We start from the raw sequence: 23,391 nt of genomic DNA, 5'->3' as shown, positions 1-23,391 counted from the left end.
GAGGACGCGCACGCGTCTCCGGCCTGAGGGGGAAGGATTAACGCTCGTCGCGACGTCCGCCGACGGCGGCCCACAGGCGACGCACATGAACGGTCACCTCTTCACGATCGTGATACAGCTGACGCGCCTGGATCTGGGCGTTGATGCCGTGCTCGTCCAGTTGGGCCTGAATATAGGCCAGATTCTGCGACACCTCTTCATAGCGCTTTTTCATCGGCAGCTTGAGGTTGAAGATGGTCTCCCGGCACCAGCCGTTGACCAGCCACTGCGCCATCAGCGCCGCCACCTTCGCCGGTTTCTCCACCATATCGCAGACCATCCACGAGATGTTGTTGCGGTTCGGACGATAGCGGAAGCCATCTTCGCGCAGCCAGGTCACCTGGCCGGTATCCATCAGGCTCTGGGCCATCGGGCCGTTATCGACCGAAGAGACCCACATGTTGCGCTTCACCAGCTGATAGGTCCAGCCGCCCGGGCAGGCGCCGAGATCGACGGCATACATGCCGTTCGCCAGGCGCTCGTCCCACTCGTCCGCCGGAATAAAGACGTGGAACGCCTCTTCCAGCTTGAGGGTGGAACGGCTCGGGGCATCGGACGGAAACTTCAGCCGCGGAATGCCCATATAGAACGGTGAGTTGTTGTTGCTGTACGAGTAGCCGGTATAGCAGCAGCCGGGTGCGATAAAGAACACATGCACCACCGGTCGCTTTGGCGTTTCATAGTTGGTCAGCACGCCCGCCTCGCGCAGCGCCGCGCGTAACGGCACCGTGAACTTGCGGCAGAACTTCATCAGCTCTTTGCTTTCGTTGGTATCCGCCACTTCCACACGCAGCTCGCCACCCTTCTCCACCACGCCCTGCAGCATGCCGACGATCGGGGTAATGCGATCCTCCGGCGGCAGGTCGCGCAGCAGTTCGCCGACCACGAACATCTGACGGGCGAAAATCAGCGAGCTGAACGGCAGATCGCGTACCAGCTTCTCACCGTCGTCTTGCTGATAACCTTCAAAAATCACATAACCAGAGTCTTCTTTGACCCGGGCAAAACCAAACACCTCAAGGCGGGCGGCCTTATCGGTAATTTCTGCTGCGCACTCTTTCTCAAACCCAGGGCGACAATAGAGGACAACCTTATTCATGAACAACGCCCTTACGTTTCAGACGAATTGCACCAATTAACATTAAAACCCAACCGGCGAGGAAGCTTACGCCGCCCACCGGGGTCACGAACGCCCACAGACGTAAATGAGACAGCGCCAGACAATAGAGGCTGCCGCTGAACAGCACGGTCCCTAACGCCAGAAACACGCTGCTCCAGTAGAACCAGATGCTGATCCGGCGCTGCATCGCCACCGCCAGACCAAAAATCGCCAGGGTATGGAAGGCCTGGTACTCCAGGCCGGTATGGATCCAGGCCATCTCCGCCGCGCCGAGCGATTGACTTAATACATGCGCGCCAAAGGCACCCAGAGCCACAAAGATAAAGCCGCTAATCGCGGCGAATATCAGCATAAAACGGCTGGTCATGTTTTTACCCTACAAGTATTTATTGTTCATAACGAAAGCGGAATTTTTCTTGCTCACTTGCCGCTTTCGCCAGGATCCATTGCCGGAAAGCGGCTATTTTACCCAGTTCTGCCTGACTGTCATGGCAAACAAGGTAAAACGCATTCTTACTGACCAGAACATCATTAAACGGACACACCAGGCGACCGGCTTCAATTTCGGACTGCGCCATCACGTTGTTGGCCAGCGCCACACCCTGCCCGTGAATGGCCGCCTGCAGCACCATCGCGCTATGGCTGAAAATCGGCCCCTGTTGCACATTAATATGGCTTAGACCAAGCTGGCGGGTATAAGTTTGCCAGTCGCGGCGGGACGCATCGTGAAGCAGCGTATGTTGCGCCAGATCGGCAGGCGTTTTCAATGCTTTGTCGCCGGTGAGCAAGAGCGGGGAACAGACCGGCAGCAGATACTCGGCGTACAATTTTTCCACACGCAGGCCCGGCCAGTTGCCGCGGCCGTAAAAAATCGCCACATCGACATCGTCCGCCAGCTTATCCTCCTGGCGGTCTACCGCCTGGATCCTGACGTCGATTCCCGGATAAGCTGAGTTAAAGCTTGTCAGTCTCGGCACCAGCCACTGGATGGCAAAACTTGGCAATAAACTGACCGTTAATGCCCCTTTGGCGCTGCGCGCCTGAAGTTTACGCGTCGCTTCCGTCAGTTGCGAAAAAATCTCTTTAATATCCTGAAAATAGCTCTGCCCTTCTTCCGTTAACAGCAGCGAACGATTGCGCCGCCGGAACAGCTTAAGGCCCAGAAAATCCTCGAGAGACTTGATTTGATGGCTGACTGCGGCCTGCGTCACAAAAAGCTCATCGGCTGCCCGAGTGAAGCTGAGATGACGTGCGGCTGCATCAAAAACACGTAATGCATTCAGAGGTGGTAATCGCTTCGACATGGTTATTCTGGCTTAGATGTTAACTCAATTTAACAAATAGGAAACAATGATTAACCTATTAGTTTTTTTTATCTGAGCCATTATAAATTGTCCGTTGAGGTTCTACCAGCAAATACCTATAGTGGCGGCACTTCCTGAGCCGGAACGAGAAGCTTTTTTTGGAATGCGTGTTCCATCAAGCTTTTGGCTTACGGTTGTGATGTTGTGTTGTTGTGTTTGCAATTGGTCTGTCTTTGCAGACCCTGGTAGCAAAGCTACCCCTTTTCACTTCCTGTACATTTACCCTGTCTGTCCATAGTGATTTAATGTAGCACCGCAACGCGCGGTGCTTTTTTTTGCCTTTTTACTGCCTTACTCGTCCAGCTCACCCAGCTGTTTCACGTCAGAGCGATTGATCTGCTGTTTGTTGCCCCACGCGTCCTTATACGAGATCATGCCAGTATCATTATCGGTTTGCGGTTTCCCGTCGGTAACGATGGTTCGCCCATCATTGGTATGCATCACATAGTTAGAGGAACAGGCGCTCAGGCCTAAAGTCAGCATACAGGCAGAGATAATCGCAGCGGCCTTAGTCATTTTCATTTTTCTCTCCTTACGGCTATTTATACTATTCGTGACTCGTTAAGTAATAGGTTAAAACACAAACCCAACACTTTTCAGCATAACCCTCTTTGACCCACCTGAAGTCACATTCGGACAATTCCACAGGGCGCAGAGGCCTTGTCACGCCCGGCAAATTGCGCGACGATCGCGGGATTGATACGAGGAATTCCATGAACGCATTCAACCCGGCGCACTTTCGCGCGCAGTTTCCGGCTCTGGCCGATGCCGGCGTCTATCTCGACAGCGCGGCGACCGCGCTCAAACCGCAGGCGGTGATCGACGCCAGCGACCAGTTTTATCGCCTGAGCGCCGGCAACGTCCATCGCAGCCAGTTCGCCGCCGCCCAGCGGCTGACCGAGCGCTACGAGGCGGCCCGCGAGCGCGTGGCGGCGTGGCTTAACGCCCCGTCCGGCAAAGATATCGTCTGGACGCGGGGAACCACCGAGGCCATCAATATGGTGGCGCAGAGCTACGTCCGGCCGCGCCTGCAGCCTGGCGATGAAATTATCGTTAGCGAAGCCGAGCATCATGCCAACCTCGTGCCTTGGCTGATGGTAGCCGGGCAGACCGGCGCCCGAGTCGTCAAACTGCCGCTTGGCGCCGACCGCCTGCCGGATATCGCCAGCCTCAGCGCGCTCATCACCCCGCGCAGCCGGGTGCTGGCCATCGGCCAGATGTCCAACGTCACCGGCGGCTGCCCGGACCTGGCGCAGGCTATCCGCCTTGCTCACGCCGCCGGGATGGTAGTGATGGTCGATGGCGCCCAGGGCGCGGTGCATTTCCCCGCTGACGTGCAGGCGCTGGATATCGATTTTTACGCCTTTTCCGGCCATAAGCTATATGGCCCGACCGGGATCGGCGCCCTGTACGGCAAAAGCGAGCTGCTGGCGGCGATGTCGCCCTGGCTCGGCGGCGGGAAAATGATCGCCGAGGTCAGCTTTGACGGCTTTACGCCGCAGCCGGCCCCTTATGGTCTCGAGGCCGGCACGCCGAATGTCGCCGGGGTAATCGGCCTTAGCGCCGCCCTGGAGTGGCTGGCGCAGAGCGATATCGGCCAGGCGGAAAACTGGAGCCGCAGTCTGGCGAGTCTGGCGGAAGAGGCGCTGGCGAAACGGCCGGGCTTCCGCTCTTTCCGCTGCCAGCAGTCAAGCCTGCTGGCCTTTGAGTTCGACGGTGTTCATCACAGCGATCTGGTGACGCTGCTGGCGGAGTCCGGCATTGCTCTGCGCGCCGGGCAACACTGCGCCCAACCGCTGCTGGCGGCCTTAGGGGTCAGCGGCACGCTGCGGGCCTCTTTCGCCCCCTACAATACCCAAGACGATGTTGCGGCGCTGGTCCACGCGGTGGATCGCGCCCTGGAAATTCTGGTGGATTAATGACAACTCTGCACCCCTTCGGCACAACCATTACCGACGCCACGCTGCGCCAGACCTTCGCCCCGCTGAACCAGTGGGAGGATAAATATCGTCAGCTGATTTTATTGGGCAAAAAGCTGCCGACGCTGACCGATGAGCGCAAAGCGCAGGCCCGGGAGATTGCCGGGTGTGAAAACCGCGTCTGGCTGGGCTATGAGGAGGATGCCGAGGGCAGGCTGCACTTCTTTGGCGACAGCGAAGGACGGATTGTGCGCGGTCTGCTGGCGGTACTTTTGACCGCCGTGGAAGGCAAAAGCGCCGCTGAGCTGCTGGCGCAGGATCCGCTGGCGCTGTTCGTCGAGTTGGGGCTACGCGGCCAGCTCAGCGCCTCGCGCAGCCAGGGCCTCAGCGCCCTCAGCGAGGCAGTGCTCGCCGCCGCCCGCGAGGTTGAGGTTTAAGCTCATCCCGGGGGCGGCGCTTGACGCGCCTTGCCCGGGCTACGGGCTCATGCAGTTTTGTCGCCCGGACAGGTGCGCAGCGCCGCCTCCGGGGAATTGTCCTGTAGACCGGGTAAGGCGCCTGCGCCGCGACCCGGGATTTACGTCGTCTGCCGCTCCGCCTTCGCCAGCATCTTCTTCAGAGCATGCGATACCGCGACGAAGCCAAAGGTCGCGGTCACCATGGTAGCCGCGCCAAAGCCGGAAGCGCAGTCCATCCGTTTCGGCCCTTCCGCCGTGCTCTTCATCGCGCAGACGCTGCCGTCCGCTTGCGGGTAGACCAGCGCTTCCGTAGAGAAGACGCAGTCCACGCCGAGCTTGCCTTTGCTGTTTTTCACCACCCCAAACTGGCTTTTCAGCCGCTCGCGCAGTTTAGCCGCCAGCGGATCCTGGATGGTCTTCGCCAGGTCAGCGACCTGGATCTGCGTTGGGTCAATCTGACCGCCCGCCCCGCCGGTGGTGACCAGCGGCACTTTGTAGCGGCGACACCAGGCGATAAGCGCCGCTTTCGGCCGGACGCTATCGATCGCGTCGATAACATAGCTAAAGCCGACGCCAAGATATTCCGCCACGTTTTCCGGGGTCACGAAATCATCCACCACCGTCACCCGACACTCCGGGTTGATGAGACGAATACGCTCTGCCATCACTTCCGCTTTCGCCAGCCCGACGTTGCCGCTCAGGGCGTGGATCTGACGATTGGTGTTGGTGACGCAGACATCGTCCATATCGATAAGGGTGATCGCCCCGATGCCGGTTCGCGCCAGCGCTTCCGCCGCCCAGGAGCCGACCCCGCCGATCCCGACCACGCAGACGTGGGCATCGGCAAAACATTGCAGCGCTTTTTCACCATATAAACGTGCCGTACCGCCAAAACGCTGGCGCCAGGCATCGCTGATAACAACAGACATAGAACCTCAGAACAAAATGACAGCGCCCGGAGGCCGCCGTAAACGGCATCATCCGGGCGCCCTGGTCAACAGGCATGGCCAGGGGAGTTAGCCGCTAAAAACATTCCCCGCGCCCGGGGCGTTTTTCAGCACCCATACGCGGCCATAGTGGTTATACCAGCCGGCACGGTGGCCTGCGTCAGGCCCAATGCCCTGATAGATGTCGAAATGCTGGCCTTTGATGGCCCCGCCGACGTCGAGAGCGACCATCAGGCGCAGTTCGTACTGGCCGTTAAACTTGCCGTTATTATCCAGCAGAGGCACCTCGGCCAGCAAGGTGGTTCCCGGCGGAATAATCGACCGGTCAGAGGCCACCGAGGCGCGGCCGATCAGCGGCACAGCGCTGGCCCCTTTCACCGGCGCGAAAGACTGCGGTTTAAAGAACACGAACGACGGGTTCTGCTCCAGCAGCTCGCGCACTTCCGCTTCGCTGTGCTTTTCACCCCACTCGCGGATCGCCTGCATCGACATATCTTCTTTCTTCACTTCCCCGCGGTCGATCAGCACTTTGCCGATGCTGCGATAGGGCCAGCCGTTTTTCCCGGCATAGCTAAAGAAGTTGAGCGGCGAACCATCGCCAAAGTCGATATAGCCGCTGCCCTGCACGTCCATGATGAAGTTATCCATCAGCGAATTGCTGTACGCCAGCACATAGTTATCGCTCAGCGCGCCGGCATAGATGCTGGCGCGGGACGGCAGCTTACCGCGTTTCGGCGGCATCCGGTAAATGGGGTACTGGAATTCGCCCTGACGGGTGTGGCGCGCCTGCACCACCGGCGTGTAGTAGCCGGTAAACTGAACGTTGCCATAGTTGTCGACGCCCTGCATCTGCCAGGCGTCGATGCCAAACTGGCGCAGCGTACGGGTGTCGCCGCCGGCGCGCAGCCACTCCTGCAGGGCGTTATAGACGTTGCTCTGGCTATTATAGAGGCGTGGCGAGGCGTTACGAATTTGATTAACCTGCTCGGAGAAGTCGCCAGCGTTGATCGGCGCCCCGACGGCATCCGGCTGGTTTACCAGTGAAAACGGCTGGGTGAACTTGCCATCGCTATATTGCTGACCGCGGTCGGTCGGTTTTGAGGAACAGGCGGCGAGCATGGCCAGCATTGCCCCCGTCGCTACATATTTTACCCAACGTCCTTTCATGGTGTCTCATCTTTTGCTGCGAAGCCTTAGTGCGTGTTGAAGATAACAAAGCGCCGGGGCTATTGAAATGCGCGATCTCATCGATGGCACAGATTTGTGTAAAAAAACACCACAACGTGGCGTTTTATAAGCCAATTCTTACAAAAATGTCGATTTGGTCGAAAAAAGGTTGCATCATCTCGCTAGCGGAGTATAGTGCGCTTCCACGGACGCGGGGTGGAGCAGCCTGGTAGCTCGTCGGGCTCATAACCCGAAGGTCGTCGGTTCAAATCCGGCCCCCGCAACCAATTAAAATTTGATGAAGTACAAAGCAGTACGGTGACGCGGGGTGGAGCAGCCTGGTAGCTCGTCGGGCTCATAACCCGAAGGTCGTCGGTTCAAATCCGGCCCCCGCAACCAATCAAATTTGACAAAGTAAAGCAGTACGGTGACGCGGGGTGGAGCAGCCTGGTAGCTCGTCGGGCTCATAACCCGAAGGTCGTCGGTTCAAATCCGGCCCCCGCAACCAACATCATAAACACCCTCAAGGGTGTTTTTTTGTTTCTGCCGCCGGCAAACCTCTGCCGAAAACGGGAACAGCCGTTGCCGCCCCCTCGCCGGCTTACCCCTTAGGTAACACAATATTGCTTGCCGCCAGCATGCCCATGCGATGGTACATCGCGCAGGCTGCCTCGACGATCGGCATCGCCAGCGCCGCGCCGCTGCCTTCTCCCAGACGCATGCCCATATTGAGATACGGTTCGAGGCCCAGGTGCGCCAGCGCGATACGCGCCCCCTTCTCCGCCGAATAGTGGGACGGGATCAGATACGGTTTTACCTCCGGCGCTATCTGGCACGCCGCCAGCGCTGCGGCGTAGGAGAGAAAGCCATCCAGCACCACCGGCAGCCCACAGGCCGCCGCCCCCAGCATCACCCCCGCCATCCCCAGCAGATCGAAACCACCGACTTTGCTCAGCACATCGAGGCCATCCTGCGGGTCGGGCTGATTGACGGCGATAGCCCGCCGCACCACCTCCACCTTGTTGCCAACCTTCGCCAACGGCAGATTGGCGCCAATCCCGACCACCTCCTGCGCATCGCTGCCGGTCAGAACGCTGACGATCGCCGCCGCCGGCGTGGTATTGGCCATCCCCAGCTCGCCGACACCAAACAGAGTAACGCCCTCCCGGGCCAGCGCGCGGGTGTAGCGCATCACCTCCAGCAGCAATTCCTGCCCCTGCTCACGGGTCATCGCCGGGCCGCGGGCAATATTGCCGCAGCCCCGCGCCACCCGCATATTCACCACGCCGGGGAGCGGTTCGCTATCGATACCGACATCAATCACATGCACTTGCGCCCCGGCCTGGGCGGCGAGCACGCAGACGCCGGTGGTGCCGCGGGTCATATTGGCTGCCTGAATGGCGGTGACCGCTTTCGGCGAAATCGCCACCCCTTCGTCCCACACCCCATGATCGGCGCACATCACCAGCAGGGCCTTTTTCGCCACCTGCGGCTGGCCGCCCAGGCCGGGCATTCCCGCCAGCTGCACCGCCAGCGCCTCCAGACGCCCCAGGCTGCCGGGGGGCTTGAGCAAGCCGTCGATATGGTGTTGTGCCCGCACCATGGCGTCAGCGTCCGGCGCGGGGATCGCCCGCAGAACCGTGTTTAAGTTTTCCATACAGAATCCCTGCCAGGACTGGCCCGGTCAGCCAGCGATTGAGTTATTTGATTTTGACGCCGATGCCGGAGACCACCAGCCAGACCGCATCAGCCGCGGCCGCCAGGCGCTGATTGACCCGCCCGGCGATATCGCGAAAATGCCGCGCCAGGCGGTTCTCCGGCACAATGCCCATCCCCACCTCGTTGGTCACCAGCACGACGTGCGCCGGGCAGCGCTGACAGGCGGCAATCAGCACACCAATTTCGTCATCAATAGCCCGCTCCATGGCGGCGTAATCCCAGCCGTCGGGGTCGCTGTCGCCGCCGAGCGCGAACAGCAGGTTGGTGACCATGGTGGTGATACACTCCAGCAGAATCGCCTCCGCTGGGGCGATATCCGGGGTGATCAGTTCATCAAGCTGCTGCCAGCGCTCGGCGGTGCGCCAGTGGGCGGGCCTGCCGTCGCGATGGTGCTGGATCCTTGCGGCCATCTCGTCGTCAAAGATTTGCGAGGTGGCGATATATAACACCTGCGGCGCATCGGCAATCAGCGCCTCGGCATGGCGGCTTTTGCCGCTGCGCGCGCCGCCGGTAACCAGAGTCAGCATAGGGGCTCCTGATGTTGGCGCATGATGGCGTAAATTTTATCGATGGCGATATGTTCGCGCATGGCGTCCGCCAGCCGATCAAACTGCCGGGTTTTATAGCGGGCATACTCCAGGGCGCTATCCAGCGGCGCCAGCCCTTTGCGCTGGCGCAGGCCGTTGAGCAGCGCCCGGGTAAAGGCATCGCTGTCGAACAGGCCATGGAGATAGGTGCCGAATGCCAGGCCGTCGTCGCTTATCGCCCCGTCCTCTACTGACTGTCCCGCTTTATGCAGCTGCAGCAGCGGCGGGCTGCCGGCCTCACGGCGCGTCTCGCCCATATGAATTTCGTAGCCACTGACATGCAGACCTGCCGCGTCGGCTAACCATTCCGGGAGGTTAGTTCCCAGGGTCGCCTGCACCTGGGTGGTGGTTTTGTGCTGGGCGAAGTGGGTCACGGTCTTCAACACCCCCAGTCCGGGCTGGGTGCCAAGGCCAGACTCCACCTCATCGATAATGGTTTCGCCGAGCATCTGATAGCCGCCGCAGATCCCCAGCAGCGGCACCTTGCGCTGCCGGGCCTGCTCGACTGCATGCGCCATGCCGCTCTCGCGCAGCCAGCACAGATCGCCGAGGGTATTCTTACTGCCCGGGAGAATGACCAGGTCGGCGTCGGCCAGCGCCTGCGGGTCGCGGACATAGCGCACCCGGACGTCTGGCTGCGCCGCCAGGGCGTTAAAGTCGGTAAAATTGGCGATATGCGGCAGGTGAACCACGGCGATGTCGATGTCGCGCCGGTCGGTGCGATGGTATTTCCCGGCCTGCAGCGCGACGCCGTCCTCATCCTCGAGATCCACGTCAAGCCACGGCATAACGCCCAGCACCGGCACCCCGGTCAACGCCTCGATTTGCTCTATCCCCGAGCGCAGGAGCGCCACATCGCCGCGGAATTTATTGATGATCACCCCTTTCACCCGCGCCCGCTCCTGAGGCTGCAGCAGCGCCAGCGTGCCGTAAATCGCGGCAAACACCCCGCCGCGGTCGATATCGGCCACCAGGATCACCGGGCATTGCGCCATCTCGGCCATGCCCATATTGACGATATCGCGGTCGCGCAGGTTAATCTCCGCCGGACTGCCGGCCCCTTCCAGCACCAGCGCCTCATACTCTCCGGCCAGGCTCTGGTAGACCGCGAGGATCTGTTCGCGCAGGCGCGGCTTGTACTGGTGATAGCTCACCGCGTCCATGCTGGTCGCCACCTGCCCCATCAGGACCACCTGCGCCTGACGGTCGCTGGTGGGCTTGAGCAAAATCGGGTTCATGCGGACATCCGGCGCGATCCCTGCCGCTTCGGCCTGGAAAATCTGCGCCCGGCCCATCTCTTTGCCATCCGGCGTAATGCCGGAGTTCAACGCCATATTCTGTGATTTAAACGGCGCGGTACGCAGCCCATCCTGATGAAAAATGCGGCACAGTCCCGCCACCAGTACGCTTTTCCCCACGTCGGAAGCCGTGCCCTGTAACATCACTGCCAGCGTCATGACGCCTCCTTTATCGCGCCTATCGCGTTGTTGTGCATCCGCTGAAAAAACTCCGCTTCGGTTTTACACAGCGGCAATCCCAGTTCGCTATGAAGTTTCACCAGCCACGGCTGCGTCAATCCCGCCTGGGCCATGATCGCCGCGCAGGCAAATACCTCGCCGGGATCCCCCGCGGCCAGCACTTCGCCGTGACGCAGAACGTAAACGGCGTCGCTCACCTCATAGATCAGATCGATATCGTGGCTGGAGATCACCACGCGCCGCCCCTGCCCGACAATGCGCCGGATGATGGCGATCATCTGCGCCCGCCCCCGGGGATCGAGGCCCGCGGTGGGCTCGTCAAGCAGCAGGTAGCGCGCCTGCAGCACCAGCGCCCCGGCGATCGCCACCCGTTTTTTCTGCCCATGGCTGAGGCACTGGATCGGCTGCTGGCGAAACCCCTGGGCATCGACGAGGGTCAACGCTTCATCCACCCGGCGGGCGATCTCCTCTTCCGCCACCCCGAGGTTGCGCAGACTAAAAGCGATATCGCTGTCGATATCGGTATAGAAGATTTGCTGATCCGGATCCTGAAACACCGTCGCCACCTGCTGGCGCAGCGCCAGCAGACCGCGCTTGCTGTAATTCAGCGCCTCTCCCTGCCACAGCACCGCCCCCTGCTGCGGGCGCAGCAGGCCGCTCAGGTTCATAAACAGCGTCGACTTTCCGCAGCCGTTGGCCCCCACCAGGCCGGTCACCGCATGGCGGGAAAAATCCAGCGTCAGCCCTTTAAGTACCGGCTCATCCTGATAGCGAAACCAGAGATCGGTTGTGGCAAGCATACTTATCCTTAGAGGTGAAAATCACCCTGGTACAATTTGATATCCAGCGCGGTGCTCATCTGCTGATAGCGCAGGAGGACGCGAGTGAACAGCAGTCCCACCAGCATCGCCAGCGAGCGATAGCCCTGCGGCACGCTACCATAGCCAAAACGTAGGGTTTGCGCGCGGTGAATCGCCATCGCCTCGTCCAACAGAATAAAAATGAAGCGCCAGGTCAGCAGGATCTGCTCCGTCAACAGTCGCGGTACGCGACCGCGCTTGAGCAAGATAATCAGCTGTGGGAAAGGCAGATTAAGCACCAGCCAGAGCGTGGCCGCCATCGCTGCCAGGCTGCGCCAGAAGGTCTCCCCGGCCACGACCAGCCCCGGAGTGGACACTCCTATAGAGAAAGCGCCCAGCCGGATGCTGGCTAACAGTATCTGCGGGTCGCGGCTGACGCTGAACACAATGGTCAGCACGCCGACCAGCAAAAAGCCAAAGGGTAGCGCCATCCAGCGGCACCAGCGCCAGAATGAGACCCGCAGCAGCCAGCAGGTCAGCGCGGCGGTCAGCGCCAGCGTCAGCGCCTGGCCCCACGCCGGCAGCGTAAAGGCCAGCACCATCAGCAGCAGCCAGAGCAGAAACTTACGCTCTGGCGCCACCTGCAACCAGCGGCTCTGGTAGCTGAGTCGGTCAAACCCGGTCATCACGGCGCTGCCTGCCCCTCGCATACCCGAGAATGTAAAAAATCACCGCCGCGCCCAGCGAGCCCTGCAGGGTAAACAGCAGGCTCTCAATCTCGCCGCTCGCCGGTTCGTACAGCGGCTGGAACCAGGGTTGATAATCCGGCGCCACCACCTGGATCTGGCTCTCCGCTTCGCCGTCCGAGCCGCCAAACTCACCACCGTGGTTAATAAAAAAGGGCAGGATCATCAGGGCAACCACCATCGCCAACAGGATCAGCGTCTTTTTCATATTAATGTCCCTCCGCGGCGATCAGCCGCCGTTTGGTCAGTTGATCGTAGATCATCACGGTAAGCAATCCTTCCGCGATGGCGATCGGGATCTGCGTCAGGCAGAAGATCCCCATAAACTTCAGGATCGATCCACCTGCCCCGGTGGCCGGATCGGGAAAGGCCACCCCGAGCTGGACGGAGGTGACAAAATAGGTCATCAGATCCGCCAGCATGGCGCAGAGAAAGACCCCGACATCGCGACGGATCCCCGCCCGGCAGGCCAGCTTCCACACCAGATAGCCGACCATCGGGCCGATCACCGCCATCGACATCCCGTTGGCGCCAAGGGTGGTCAGGCCGCCATGCGCCAGCAGCAGCGCCTGGAACAGCAGAACGATCGCCCCCAGCACCGCCACCACGCCCGGCCCGAAGAGGATCACCGCCAGACCAACGCCGGTCGGGTGCGAGCAACTGCCGGTCACCGACGGGATCTTCAGCGCCGAAAGAACAAAAATAAACGCCCCGCAGAGGGCCAGGAGCACCTTCTGATTGCTCTCCTCCTGGACGATACGCCGCAGGCGCACCAGGCCGTACCACAGGCAGGGTAAAAACAGCAGCCACCACGCCAGCGCCCACATCGGCGGTAAAAAACCCTCCATGATATGCATGGCGAACGCCTCCTGCGGGACGATGATCAGCAGAACAGCCGCTGCCAGCCCCCCGTACGAAAGCTGCTTCAGCGATTTCACCTGATTCATTACGCCTCCTCCCACTGTTTGTTAACCAGGATGGTCGAGAAATAGGGCAGCGGCTGGTCATCGCTGACCTCGCGCAGACGGCGCCAGCACTGCTCGCCCGGCAGGGTGGCCTCTGACATCATCAGCGCCGCATCCAGCAGCCCCGCCTGCGCCAGCAGCGCCTTAATGCGGGCGAAGCGGCTATAGACTTTCATCAGCACCAGACTGTCATGCTGGCGCAGCGCCGCGGCAATGTCCGCTTCCGGCGCGGTACAGGAGATCACCGCCAGCGACTGCTGCTCCATAGCCAGCGGAGTTTTCGCCCGCGCGGCAATGGCGGCGAAGGAGGTAACGCCAGGGACAATCTCCAGCCAGTCCGGGCAGCCAATCCGCTGCAGCAGAAAGACCCAGGTGCTGAACAACATGGCGTCGCCGAGGGTGATAAATCCAACCTGCCTGCCCGCCGCCACCTCCTGGGCCAGCGCCGCGGCAACGTCGTTCCACACTGCCTCTTTTTCCGCGCTGTCGGCGCTCATCGGAAAATGGCAGCAGCGGACCTCCGTGTGTGCGCCAAGGTACTCGCGCACGATGGAGAGGGCCAGGCTGTCGCCGCCTTTGCGGCCGGCTGGCGCGTACAGCACATCCAGCTGGCCGAGTATCCGCGCCGCACGCACGGTGATCAGATCGGCCGCCCCCGGCCCGGTGCTCAGGGCGTAGAGTTTGCCGCTCATGCTGCTTTCTCCATCGCGTTATTCAGCGCCTGCTGCAGATGGGCGACAAACATCGCCCGCACCGCCGGATTTTCCCCTAACCCGTTCAGCCACGGCGTGGCAGGAATACCGGCGGCATTAAAGCGGGTTTTCCACGAATCGTCTTCGTCGGAGGCCATATCATTAATGGCATGATCGCCGGCCACCAGCATCAGGGGCATCAGATGCACGCCGGTCACGCCCTGGCGGGAGAGTTCGTTAATGACGATGTCCACTTCGGGATAGCTTTCCACCGCCCCCACCCGCGCCGGAAAACCCTGCACCGCCATCATATGATCCAGACAAGCGTAGGCCGCGAAGGCGTGGTGGCTGGCGCCGTGCCCCATAAACACCACTCGCTCCGTCGCCGCCAGCGGCGGCATCTGCTGGCGCAGGGCCTGCATCAGCTGAACATAATCGCCATGACCGCTCAGCAGCGGCACGCCCAGCGTCAGGCGCTGAAAGCGCGGGCGCAGGCTCTGCACTTCGCGAACGATCTTCTCGTACTCGTCGCCGTTGATAATGTGCAGGGACTGGATCGCCACATCCTGGTACCCCTGCTCAGCCAGCTTTTGCAGGGCCTGCAGCGGGGTATCGATATGGATACCGTCGCGCTGCCGCAGTTTGCGAATAATCATCCCCGAGGTGAAGGCGCGGAACAGCGTGCGATCCGGACAGCTGGCGGCAAGATCGCGCTCGCAGGCGGTAATGTTCTTCTCGCGGGTGTCGTGATAGCTGGTGCCGAAGCTCACCACCAGAAGTGCTTTTTTCATATCCTGTTCCTCAAGTCGCCGACAGCCAGCGCGTCAGCCGCGTAGCGAAATCGGCCTGGCTTTCCAGTAATTCATCGCCCTTCACCAGCGGCGCCGGGCGGGTAATGACGATGCAGGGGATCCCCGCATCAAGACAGGGTTGTACTTTTTCCTGATAGCCCCCTTCCGCGCCCGAGGCTTTCGTGACCACAACATCAGCCCGGCACTGGCGATAAAAGGCGGCGTTAAATTCGGCACTGAACGGCCCGCAGAGGGCAAAGATTTCCCCGACGCCAAACCCCAGATCGCTACAGTGCTGAACCACCTCCGGCACCGGCAGCACCCGGGCGAGCAGCGTTTTCTCCGCCAGTCCCGCCCGCCAGGCCGCCAGATCTTTGCTGCCGGTGGTCAGCAGGATCCGCTCCCCGAGGCGACGGGCCAGCACGCAGGCCTCGTTCAGATCGCCGACCACGTGAAGTAGCGGATGGCGCAGATCGCTCAGCTGCTCCGGCCTTTGATAGCGGCTGAGCAGGACCCCGACGCTGGCGCAGGCGCGCACAATATTCTGGCTGACCACTTCGGCGTAGGGGTGAGAGGCGTCAATCACCCAGCGGGTGCGCTGCGCCCTGAGCCACTCCGCCATCTGCTGCCACTCCATGCGCCCGCAGCGTATCCGCCCGCGGATATCGCCGGCCAGCCGCTCGCCGGTGGGGGTCGCCACCGACAGGGTGTAGCGCACGCCGGCGGCGTCCAGCTGCTGGCAGATCGCCCGCGCATCGCTGGTGCCCCCGATAACCAGCACGTCGCCGTGGTTCACAGCGCGTAGCCTCGCGGGGTGATCATCAGACCGTTGTCGATGTAAGTCGCTTTGTTGCCGACGATGACCAGACTGGTCATATCCACCGGGGCAAAATCCATCTCTCCGAGGGTGGTCAGCCATTTCTCCTGCTTTTTGCGCCCGGCGGATTTGACTACGCCGACCGGCGTGTCCGGGCTTTTGCTGGCCGCCAGCAGCGCAAAGGCGCGCGCCAGATGCCCTTCGCGGCCGCGGCTGCGGGGGTTGTAAAAACAGATAACGAAGTCTGCTTCCCCTGCGGCGACAATGCGTTTTTCAATCACTGGCCACGGCGTCAGCAGATCGCTGAGGCTGATATGGCAGAAATCATGCATCAGCGGCGCGCCGAGCAGCGAGGCGGCGGCGATACTCGCCGTCATCCCTGGGATCAGACGGACCTCAATGTCCAGCTGCTGCTTATTGACCAGCTCCAGCACCAGCCCCGCCATGCCGTAGATGCCGGCGTCGCCGCTGCTGATCAGCGCAACGTTGTTCCCGGCCTGCGCCAGCTCAATGGCGGCCTGGCAGCGTTCAATCTCTTTGCACATGCCGGTTTTGATCACCTGCTTGTCACCGGTAAAGGCTTTTACCAGGTGGGTGTAGGTCTTGTAGCCCACCACAATCTCTGCCGCCTGCAGGGCCTCCACGGCTTCCATGGTCATCATCGCCTGCGAGCCAGGGCCAATTCCGATTACGCTTAACATCAGTGTGTTACTCCCAAAGTAATGGTCACGCCCTGCTCGCGCAGGGTTTCGCCGGACAGGTTTCCCTGACTCAGCAGCCAGGCCACCGGACCGGAGACGCTGCCGACGCCGACCGTCTCCCGGACAAAAGACGAGGCCGGAAAGCGGTGCTCGTGCTCGCGCAGCGCCTCGGCGCTGAAGGTTTCGAACGGCACCCGGCAGCGGTGAGCCAACTGGCGCAACCCCGGCTCGTTTGCCTTCAGGCTCACGCTGCCGATCGCTTTCAGCGCCAGCGGGTCAAGACGCTGAGCGGCAAGCTGGCGATCCAGCAACGTACAGAGCAAGGAACAGGGGGTGTCGCGCCGACAGCCGATGCCCGCCACCACCCGCTGGGGCACCAGCTTCCAGTGAGGTACCGGCAGCGACGGCAGCGACCGGCGCAGGGTGACGCAGATCAGCGCGTCGAGCGCCGGCAAGCGCGCCAGGTCGCTTACCGGGATAAAGCCGCGTTGGTCGCACCGGCTTAGCGCCTCGGTGAATTCGCCGTCGCACCACAGCCCCACCCGCTTGCCGCTCACCAGCATCTGGTTGACGGTTTTCACCGCCGCGCGAAAATCGGTCATCCGGGCGTTCAGCTGGAAGGCCAGCGTGTCGAGGGCGGCCAGCTCGTTGACATCGGTGGCGGTGGTGATCACCGGGTCGGCGTCGAGCATCCCGGCCAGATAGCGGGTCAGCGCATTCGCCCCCCCGGCATGGCCGGAGAGCAGGCTGATGACGTGCCGGGCGCGCTCATCAATCACCACCACCGCCGGGTCGCTGAACTTGTCATTCACCAGCGGGGCCAGCACCCGCACGGCAATCCCGGTGGCGCCGATAAAAATCAGCGCCGAGAAGCTGCTGAATGCCTCGCGGGCTGCGCTGGCAAAGCCGCCGTTGAAGGGGATAAACCCCTCTTCCTGCAGCGCTTCGCTGGTGTAGCAGGTGAGCGGCAGCATGGCCGCCAGCCGTTTTGCCAACCGCACGCCGCCGGGCGTCAGGCAAAACAGGGCAATGGATTCAGGCTTTACGGTATTCATGGCTAAAATCCGCTGCGTACAGTTTTGAGTAGTGATACTCATCGCCGAGGAAGGGACCGACCAGGATCAGCGCCGTTTTGCGGATCCCGGCGTCGCGTACTTTGTCGCCGATGTCCGCGAGGGTACCGCGGACGGTCTGGCTTTCCGGCCAGGTGGCCTTGTAAATCACCGCGACCGGGGTGGTCGCGGGGTAGCCGCCCTCCACCAGCCGCTCCGCCACCCGGTGAATACGTTGCACCGACAGGTAAATCGCCATCGAGGTTTGATGGCTGGCAAAGGCCTCCAGCTGTTCGCGCGCAGGAACCGGCGTGCGCCCTTCCAGACGGGTAATAATCAGACTTTGCGATACCTCAGGCACCGTGTACTCCACCCCCAGCTCGGCCGCCGCGCCGAGGAAAGCGCTGACGCCCGGCACCACCTGCCAGCGGATCCCGCGGCGGGTCAACTCTTCGCCCTGCTCGCGCACCGAGCCGTACAGCGAAACATCGCCCGTCTGCAGACGCACCACCGTTTTTCCCGCCTTCACCCCCGCCTCCATCAGGTCGAGGATCTGCTCCAGATGCAGCGCGGCGCTGTCGTGGCACTCCGCCTGTGGCGGACAGTAGGCCAGCAGCTCGGTGTTGATCAGCGACCCGGCGTAGATCACCACCTGCGCCTGCTGCAGCAGACGGTAGCCTTTGAGAGTAATCAGTTCGCGATCGCCAGGACCGGCGCCGACGAACCACACGCAATGGGGATCAAAAGTCTCAGCCATGGTTTTCTTCCTTCTGACAGGCGATGACAAAAACGGGATTATGGGGTTTGAAATAGTGGCCGCTGCCCAGCGTGGCCAGAGTGGAGACCGCCAGCTGCTGACAGTCCACCTCGCGAATGCGGCACTGCTGCAGGTGCCCCAGGGCGCTATGAAGGTTTTCCTGCAAAATAAAAGTCATCACCAGCCGGCCGCCAGGATGCAGCTGCGCCAGCGACCAGTCGATCAGCGCCGTCAGGTGGCCGCCGCTGCCGCCCATAAAGATCGCGTCGGCTTTGTCGGCGACCGCCAGCGGCGCAACGCCCGCCACGATAGCGATATTGTCGCAGCCAAAGCGCTGCCGGTTGTCCGCCAGCAGGCGCAGCGCGTCGGCCTGACGCTCAATCGCCGTCACCCGCAGCACCGGGTTCTGCAGGGCGGCCTCAATGCTGACGCTGCCGGTGCCCGCGCCGATATCAATCAGGTGGCGCGCACGGTGCAGCTCCAGCTTCGCCAGCGCCAGCGCGCGCACGGCCTCTTTGGTCATCGGCACCTGGGCGCCGCGCAAAAACAGCTCATCTTTCATCGAGGATCACCACCGCATTCATCTCATATTCGTCCTCCACGGCGCTGACCGGCAGCCAGTGGATCCGCTCGTTTTCCATCGCCAGATTTTCGCCGATCACCATCCAGCGGTGGCCTTTGCCGCGGGCCGTCAGCTGGGCGGCAATCTCCCGCGGACCACAGCGGCCGTCGGTCACCATGGCGACTTTCCGGTGGGCGGCCAGCGCATCGAAGCTCACCGCCCGGCCATGGCTGCTGGTCAGCCACATGTCGTTCATGTCGATGCCCGCCCGGGCGCAGAGGTACTGCACCGCGCTGATGCCGGGGATCACCTGCACCCGTTCCCGGCCAAAGTGGGCAATCAGCCGGGTGCCAATGCCATAGAACAGCGGATCGCCGGAGGCCAGCACCACGACGTGGCGCCCGGCGCGGGCCTCGATCCACGCCAGCAGCGCCGGCATATCGGCCCCCAGCGCAAAGCACTCCCCGGCGAAGTCGGGAAACTGCCGGAGGTGGCGGCTGCCGCCCACCAGCGCCTCGGCGGCGGCGATTGCCTCGCGCGCGGCCGGGGCCAGCCACTGCAGCCCCGCCGGGCCCATTCCCACGACCGTCAACATGTCAGCTCCCGGGCAATCGCCGCCAGCGGACGGCTGCTGCCCAGCACCTGGTTATCAAAAGAAAACAGAACCGCGTCGCAGGCAGGCGGGTGCTGAGTGAAGCGCAGCATCTCAAGAACACGCTGGCAGATTCGCTCAGCCAGATGGTTATAGAGGCGCTGGTATCCCCAGGCGTCGATATGCTCCATTGCCGCTTCGGTGGTGTCGCACTCGCTGACCAGCGTCAGCAGCGGCAGCGGCGCGCCAAGCAGCGCCAGATGAGCGACGAGGGTTTCCATCCGCGCATCGGCGATATGGCTGTGGGTATGAAAGATCCCGGCGGCGATTTTGATCAGTTTGCCGGGGTGGCCGATGAGCACAATCTGGCGGAAACCGAGCCGGACCGCCTCTTCAATCATGTAGCCGACGAAGTTGCTCATGGTGACGACTATCTGCGGGTCGATGCCCATCTGTTCGCGGACAAAGCGCTCACCGTGGTTGCCCGGCACCAGCACTACGCGATCCAGCCCGGCGGCGCGTTTTATCTCCAGCTCGAGGGAGAGCGAGCGCTTCCAGCTCTCTTCCGACATCGGGGTGACGATCCCGGTGGTGCCGATAATCGAGATGCCGCCGAGGATCCCCAGCCGCGCGTTATAGGTTTTTTGCGCGCGAAGTACACCTTCCGGGGCAAAGATCTCCACCTGCGCGCCACGGGAAGGGCCAATCGCTTCGCGAACGGCGGTCTCGATGGTGTGCCGCGGAGTACGGTTTATCGCCGGGCTGCCTGTCGGCAGACCGATCCCTTTGCGGGTCACCGTGCCGATGCCCTCGCCGCCCTGCAGGCTAATCTCTCCGCTGTCATTGAGGGTCACCCGGGCAAAAATCAGCATGCCGTGGGTGGCGTCGACATCATCGCCGCCGTCTTTACGGATCGCGGCGACCGCCTGCTGCCCTTCGACGTGCGGAGACTCGACGTTCAGGCACAGGGTGACGCCGGAGGGGGTGACGATCGAGACCTGGTGGATCAGATGCTGGCGCATCACCATCAGCGCCGCCACTTTTGCCGCCGCCGTGGCGCAGGAGCCGGTGGTGTAGCCCTTGCGCAGCGCTTTGCCGTGATGCCACACCGGGGCGTCAAAGGTCTGATCGCTCATTGCGCCTCCCGCAGGTGGTAAAGCAGAGCGTTCACAATCGCTGCCGCCACGTTGCTTCCCCCCTTGCGGCCGAGCGCGGCGATGGCCGGCAGGCCGCTCTCGCTGAGCGCCGCTTTCGACTCCGCGGCGCCGACGAACCCGACCGGCACCCCCACCACGCCGCCGATGGCCGTCTCGCGATGTTCCAGCAGGCGAAACAGTGCGGTTGGCGCATTGCCGAAGACGAACACTTTCTCCCCGGGCTCCTGCACCGCAATATCCACCGCCGCCATCGAGCGGGTCATCCCCCGGCTTTGCGCCTCGCGCACCACCCGTGGGTCGCTGATATAGCAGCGGCATTCGCCGCCAAAGCGGGCCAGCAGGGTTTTGTTGATCCCGGACAACGCCATGGTGGTATCGGTATACAGCGTGCAGGGCCGGCTCAACGCCTCGCTCAGCGCGATCAGGGCATCCGGAGAAAACCACAGAATATCCAGCCAGTCGAAGTCAGCGGTGGTGTGGATCACCCGCTTGATAATCGCCTCGTGCAGCGGGCTGGCGAAACGGTAGTCCGGTCGCGTTTCGGCGATGATCTCGCTGATGATGTCGAAGCTTTTCGCCTCGATCGCCTGCGGTTGTTGGATGTACTGCATCAGGTTCTCCTCAGGCCGCGCCGACCAGCCAGTAGCGCACGCCGATAAATAGCGCCAGCGCCAGGCTTGACGCCACCCACATTAATCGAATGGTTCGGGAAATATCGTCCACCGCGATGTCGCGGACGGCGTCGCCTATCCAGGGCTTTTCAACGCGCTGGCCGAAGTAATCGTTCGGGCCGCCAAGGCGGATCCCCAGCGCGCCGGCGACGGTCGCTTCCGGCCAGGCGCAGTTAGGACTGCTGTGCTGATAACGATCGCGCCAGCCCGTACGCAGCGCCCGGGCGCCATCTTCCCGGCATAGCACTGCGGCAAGGCTGAGCAGCAGCCAGCTCAGCCGGGCGGGAAGGAAGTTGGCTACATCATCAAGACGGGCGCTGACCATGCCGATCGCCCGGTATTTTTCGTGTTTATAGCCGACCATGGAATCGAGGGTGTTGACCGCTTTATAGGCCATGGCCAGCGGCGCGCCGCCCAGCAGCAGGAAAAAGAGCGGCGCGATAATGCCATCCACCGTGTTTTCCGCCACGGTCTCCACCACCGCACGGTTGATCTGCGCTGGCTGGAGCTGAGAGGTGTCGCGCCCGACAATCCAGGAGAGCTTATGCCGGCTTTCGGCGAGATCCCCGGCCTGCAGCGGCCGGGCCACCGCCATCGCCGACTGTGCCAGACAGCGTCCCGCCAGCACGGTGAAGATCATCCACACCTCCACCAGCCATCCCAGCCAGGGATGGAGCCCGTGCGCCAGCGCCAGTGCGCCCCAGGCCACGCCCCATGTCAGGCCGGTCACCACCAGCCACATTACCCCGCCGCCGATGCGCAGCGCCCGGTCGCTATGGCAGACGCGCCGCACCACACGCTGGCTGACGGTGATCAGGCGACCTATCCAGCGCACCGGATGCGGCCAGTGCGGCGGATCGCCAATGAGCACATCAAGTATCCAGGCCACACACCAGGCGAGAAGAGTCATTGCGCCCTCCTTGCCGCTCGCAGCCAGTGGTTGAGCATGGTGGGGCGCTGGGCAAAGTGGACATGGAGATAGCTGGCAAAGGCGCTGCCGGACTGCCATCCTCCCGGCCACTGCTGGAGCGTCTTACCGTCTCGCTGTTTACGGCAGGCCAGTACGGCAGGGGTGGCGGGCGAAAAATCGGAGTAATGAAATTCATGGCCGCGCAGCCACTCGCCAGGAGCGGCCAGCAGCGTCTGCTGCTGCGCCTGCGCTTCGCAGTAGCCGAACCGGGTCAGACGCGTCCCCATTCGGCTGTGTCCAGGAATAATATCCGCCATGGCGTAGCGCTCGCCGCCGGTGACTTCCAGGGTCGTGCCCAGATACATCAGGCCGCCGCACTCGGCGTAGATCGCCACCCCGCGCCGGTGCGCCGCGCGAAGCTGCGCCAGCATCTCATGGTTGGCGGACAGCCCGGCCGCATGCAGCTCCGGGTAGCCGCCGCCGAGCCAGATCATCTGGCAGGCCGGCAGCTGGCGATCGCGCAGCGGGCTAAAGCGCACCATCTTCACGCCGCAGCGCGCCAGCAGCGCCAGGTTATCGGGGTAATAAAAATTGAAGGCCTCATCGTCGGCGAGGGCCAGCGTCAGTCCTTCGCCGGCGTCGGCGGCAAGCTGTTCCCCCCACTCGCCGGCCGGCATGGCGGCCAGTTCGCTGAGGGCCAGTAGCCGGTCTATGTCGAGGGTGCGCCCCAGCAGGCTGGCAAAATCCCGCCATGCCTGCTGATTGACCACCGACTCGCGGGCGGTCACCAGCCCCAGATGCCGTTCGGGCAGCGCCACGCCTTCCACGCGCGGCACATAGCCGAGCACTGGCACCTGACAGTAGCGCTCAATGGCGCTTTTCAGCAGCTGGAAGTGCGCGTCGCTGTTAACCCGATTGACGATAACGCCAGCGATGTTGAGGGCCGGATCAAAGTGTTGAAAGCCCATCACCGTGGCGGCGATGGAAGTCGACACCGCTTTGCCATCCACCAGCAAAATCACCGGGCAGCCAAGCTGTTTAGCCATCGCCGCGCTGCTGCAGTAGTTGGGGTCGATGCCGTAGCCATCATACAGGCCCATCACCCCTTCGATAACCGCGATGTCGGCCTGCTGCAGTTGTTCGGCAAACAGCGCGTTGAGTATCGGGGCGGGAAGCATAAAGCTGTCGAGATTGCGGGAGGCGACGCCGCTGATGGCGGTGTGCCAGGCGGTGTCCAGGTAGTCTGGCCCCACTTTACACGGTTGCACCCGCAAACCGCGCTGTTGGAGCAAGCTGAGCAGGCCAAGCGTAACGGTGGTTTTGCCACAACCGCTGCCGGTACCCGCAAGAATAAACGCACGCCTGGTTGCCATACCCTGT

The 23,391-nt window shown here is 62.3% G+C and carries 27 protein-coding genes and 3 tRNA genes; 5 read left to right on the top strand and 25 right to left on the bottom strand.

Annotation, left to right across the window (positions count from 1 at the left end):
* Positions 1–37: 37 nt before the first annotated feature.
* From rlmM to DTA24_RS05245, 4 genes are all read right to left on the bottom strand, one after another.
* Entirely contained in the window at positions 38–1,138 is a 1,101-nt protein-coding gene (gene rlmM, locus DTA24_RS05260) for a 23S rRNA (cytidine(2498)-2'-O)-methyltransferase RlmM (RefSeq protein ID WP_008806275.1), read from the bottom strand.
* Entirely contained in the window at positions 1,131–1,526 is a 396-nt protein-coding gene (locus DTA24_RS05255) for a DUF423 domain-containing protein (protein WP_002915543.1), read from the bottom strand. The genes rlmM and DTA24_RS05255 overlap by 8 nt, the downstream gene beginning before the upstream one ends.
* Positions 1,527–1,545: 19 nt before the next feature.
* Complete coding sequence (gene gcvA, locus DTA24_RS05250) at positions 1,546–2,463, bottom strand: glycine cleavage system transcriptional regulator GcvA (protein WP_002915545.1); 918 nt, start codon at positions 2,461–2,463, stop codon at positions 1,546–1,548.
* 351 nt (positions 2,464–2,814) lie between these two features.
* Positions 2,815–3,039 carry a YgdI/YgdR family lipoprotein gene (locus DTA24_RS05245; RefSeq protein ID WP_002915549.1) on the bottom strand — a complete coding sequence of 75 codons (225 nt, stop codon included), beginning with the start codon at positions 3,037–3,039 and terminating at the stop codon, positions 2,815–2,817.
* A gap of 197 nt (positions 3,040–3,236) precedes the next feature.
* Between DTA24_RS05245 and csdA the strand changes: the two genes are divergently transcribed.
* Both csdA and csdE read left to right on the top strand, forming a co-directional pair.
* Positions 3,237–4,442 (top strand): cysteine desulfurase CsdA, encoded by a 1,206-nt coding sequence (gene csdA, locus DTA24_RS05240; protein WP_008806276.1) that lies wholly within the window; start codon positions 3,237–3,239, stop codon positions 4,440–4,442.
* Entirely contained in the window at positions 4,442–4,879 is a 438-nt protein-coding gene (gene csdE / locus DTA24_RS05235; RefSeq protein WP_086070723.1) for a cysteine desulfurase sulfur acceptor subunit CsdE, read from the top strand. Before csdA ends, csdE begins: the two co-directional genes overlap by 1 nt.
* 140 nt (positions 4,880–5,019) lie before the next feature.
* On the opposite strand, the gene tcdA is transcribed toward csdE, so the two are convergent.
* Together tcdA and mltA are read right to left on the bottom strand one after the other, a co-directional pair.
* The gene (gene tcdA, locus DTA24_RS05230) at positions 5,020–5,829 is read right to left on the bottom strand and encodes a tRNA cyclic N6-threonylcarbamoyladenosine(37) synthase TcdA (RefSeq protein WP_008806278.1); all 810 of its coding nucleotides are present in this window, start codon (positions 5,827–5,829) and stop codon (positions 5,020–5,022) included.
* Between the two features lie 87 nt (positions 5,830–5,916).
* Entirely contained in the window at positions 5,917–7,014 is a 1,098-nt protein-coding gene (mltA, locus tag DTA24_RS05225; protein WP_023287947.1) for a murein transglycosylase A, read from the bottom strand.
* A gap of 210 nt (positions 7,015–7,224) precedes the next feature.
* Between mltA and DTA24_RS05220 the strand changes: the two genes are divergently transcribed.
* The 3 genes from DTA24_RS05220 (at position 7,225) to DTA24_RS05210 (ending at position 7,522) form a co-directional block, all read left to right on the top strand.
* Positions 7,225–7,301 (top strand) — tRNA-Met (locus DTA24_RS05220).
* A 35-nt stretch (positions 7,302–7,336) separates the two neighbouring features.
* Positions 7,337–7,413, top strand: a tRNA-Met gene (locus DTA24_RS05215).
* Positions 7,414–7,445: 32 nt separating this feature from the next.
* Positions 7,446–7,522: transfer RNA gene (locus tag DTA24_RS05210), tRNA-Met, on the top strand.
* Positions 7,523–7,615: 93 nt separating this feature from the next.
* On the opposite strand, the gene cobT is transcribed toward DTA24_RS05210, so the two are convergent.
* The 19 genes from cobT to DTA24_RS05115 are packed head-to-tail and all read right to left on the bottom strand — an operon-like array spanning position 7,616 to position 23,384.
* On the bottom strand, positions 7,616–8,671 hold the full coding sequence (cobT, locus tag DTA24_RS05205) for a nicotinate-nucleotide--dimethylbenzimidazole phosphoribosyltransferase (protein ID WP_023298155.1): 1,056 nt from the start codon (positions 8,669–8,671) through the stop codon (positions 7,616–7,618).
* A gap of 43 nt (positions 8,672–8,714) precedes the next feature.
* Positions 8,715–9,260, bottom strand: a complete 546-nt coding sequence (gene cobU / locus DTA24_RS05200) for a bifunctional adenosylcobinamide kinase/adenosylcobinamide-phosphate guanylyltransferase (RefSeq protein ID WP_016161746.1) — start codon at positions 9,258–9,260, stop codon at positions 8,715–8,717.
* Entirely contained in the window at positions 9,254–10,777 is a 1,524-nt protein-coding gene (locus DTA24_RS05195; RefSeq protein ID WP_012540692.1) for a cobyric acid synthase, read from the bottom strand. Before DTA24_RS05195 ends, cobU begins: the two co-directional genes overlap by 7 nt.
* Positions 10,774–11,598 (bottom strand): energy-coupling factor ABC transporter ATP-binding protein, encoded by an 825-nt coding sequence (locus DTA24_RS05190; RefSeq protein WP_012540691.1) that lies wholly within the window; start codon positions 11,596–11,598, stop codon positions 10,774–10,776. The genes DTA24_RS05195 and DTA24_RS05190 overlap by 4 nt, the downstream gene beginning before the upstream one ends.
* A gap of 8 nt (positions 11,599–11,606) precedes the next feature.
* Positions 11,607–12,284, bottom strand: a complete 678-nt coding sequence (locus DTA24_RS05185; RefSeq protein WP_086070704.1) for an energy-coupling factor ABC transporter transmembrane protein — start codon at positions 12,282–12,284, stop codon at positions 11,607–11,609.
* Positions 12,271–12,552, bottom strand: coding sequence for an energy-coupling factor ABC transporter substrate-binding protein (locus DTA24_RS05180; RefSeq protein WP_012967312.1), 282 nt, complete (start codon positions 12,550–12,552; stop codon positions 12,271–12,273). Before DTA24_RS05180 ends, DTA24_RS05185 begins: the two co-directional genes overlap by 14 nt.
* 1 nt (position 12,553) lies before the next feature.
* Positions 12,554–13,291: a cobalt ECF transporter S component CbiM gene (gene cbiM, locus DTA24_RS05175; RefSeq protein ID WP_008806286.1), complete on the bottom strand. Its 738-nt coding sequence runs from the start codon at positions 13,289–13,291 to the stop codon at positions 12,554–12,556.
* Positions 13,291–14,001: a cobalt-factor II C(20)-methyltransferase gene (locus DTA24_RS05170; RefSeq protein ID WP_023287952.1), complete on the bottom strand. Its 711-nt coding sequence runs from the start codon at positions 13,999–14,001 to the stop codon at positions 13,291–13,293. Before DTA24_RS05170 ends, cbiM begins: the two co-directional genes overlap by 1 nt.
* Entirely contained in the window at positions 13,998–14,792 is a 795-nt protein-coding gene (gene cbiK, locus DTA24_RS05165) for a sirohydrochlorin cobaltochelatase (protein WP_008806288.1), read from the bottom strand. The genes DTA24_RS05170 and cbiK overlap by 4 nt, the downstream gene beginning before the upstream one ends.
* A 10-nt stretch (positions 14,793–14,802) precedes the next feature.
* Positions 14,803–15,588, bottom strand: a complete 786-nt coding sequence (locus DTA24_RS05160) for a cobalt-precorrin-6A reductase (RefSeq protein ID WP_012540688.1) — start codon at positions 15,586–15,588, stop codon at positions 14,803–14,805.
* A complete protein-coding gene (locus DTA24_RS05155; RefSeq protein WP_008806290.1) occupies positions 15,585–16,310 on the bottom strand; it encodes a precorrin-3B C(17)-methyltransferase in 726 nt (241 codons plus the stop codon). The genes DTA24_RS05160 and DTA24_RS05155 overlap by 4 nt, the downstream gene beginning before the upstream one ends.
* The gene (cbiG, locus tag DTA24_RS05150; protein ID WP_039102505.1) at positions 16,310–17,365 is read right to left on the bottom strand and encodes a cobalt-precorrin 5A hydrolase; all 1,056 of its coding nucleotides are present in this window, start codon (positions 17,363–17,365) and stop codon (positions 16,310–16,312) included. The genes DTA24_RS05155 and cbiG overlap by 1 nt, the downstream gene beginning before the upstream one ends.
* Positions 17,346–18,119, bottom strand: coding sequence for a cobalt-precorrin-4 methyltransferase (locus DTA24_RS05145; RefSeq protein WP_004149602.1), 774 nt, complete (start codon positions 18,117–18,119; stop codon positions 17,346–17,348). Before DTA24_RS05145 ends, cbiG begins: the two co-directional genes overlap by 20 nt.
* A complete protein-coding gene (locus tag DTA24_RS05140; RefSeq protein ID WP_012540685.1) occupies positions 18,112–18,681 on the bottom strand; it encodes a decarboxylating cobalt-precorrin-6B (C(15))-methyltransferase in 570 nt (189 codons plus the stop codon). Before DTA24_RS05140 ends, DTA24_RS05145 begins: the two co-directional genes overlap by 8 nt.
* Complete coding sequence (locus DTA24_RS05135; RefSeq protein ID WP_012540684.1) at positions 18,671–19,276, bottom strand: cobalt-precorrin-7 (C(5))-methyltransferase; 606 nt, start codon at positions 19,274–19,276, stop codon at positions 18,671–18,673. Before DTA24_RS05135 ends, DTA24_RS05140 begins: the two co-directional genes overlap by 11 nt.
* Positions 19,270–20,409, bottom strand: coding sequence for a cobalt-precorrin-5B (C(1))-methyltransferase CbiD (gene cbiD / locus DTA24_RS05130; RefSeq protein ID WP_049153399.1), 1,140 nt, complete (start codon positions 20,407–20,409; stop codon positions 19,270–19,272). Before cbiD ends, DTA24_RS05135 begins: the two co-directional genes overlap by 7 nt.
* Positions 20,406–21,041, bottom strand: a complete 636-nt coding sequence (locus tag DTA24_RS05125; protein WP_002915711.1) for a cobalt-precorrin-8 methylmutase — start codon at positions 21,039–21,041, stop codon at positions 20,406–20,408. The genes cbiD and DTA24_RS05125 overlap by 4 nt, the downstream gene beginning before the upstream one ends.
* A gap of 10 nt (positions 21,042–21,051) precedes the next feature.
* Positions 21,052–22,011 (bottom strand): adenosylcobinamide-phosphate synthase CbiB, encoded by a 960-nt coding sequence (cbiB, locus tag DTA24_RS05120; RefSeq protein ID WP_008806296.1) that lies wholly within the window; start codon positions 22,009–22,011, stop codon positions 21,052–21,054.
* Entirely contained in the window at positions 22,008–23,384 is a 1,377-nt protein-coding gene (locus tag DTA24_RS05115) for a cobyrinate a,c-diamide synthase (RefSeq protein WP_023340680.1), read from the bottom strand. The genes cbiB and DTA24_RS05115 overlap by 4 nt, the downstream gene beginning before the upstream one ends.
* Between the last annotated feature and the right edge of the window lie 7 nt (positions 23,385–23,391).

This window comes from Klebsiella sp. P1CD1, assembly GCF_003790505.1.
GTDB lineage: Bacteria > Pseudomonadota > Gammaproteobacteria > Enterobacterales > Enterobacteriaceae > Klebsiella > Klebsiella variicola.
The sequence above is the reverse complement of the archived record's forward strand: the minus strand, read 5'-3'. Positions and strand labels throughout refer to the sequence as shown.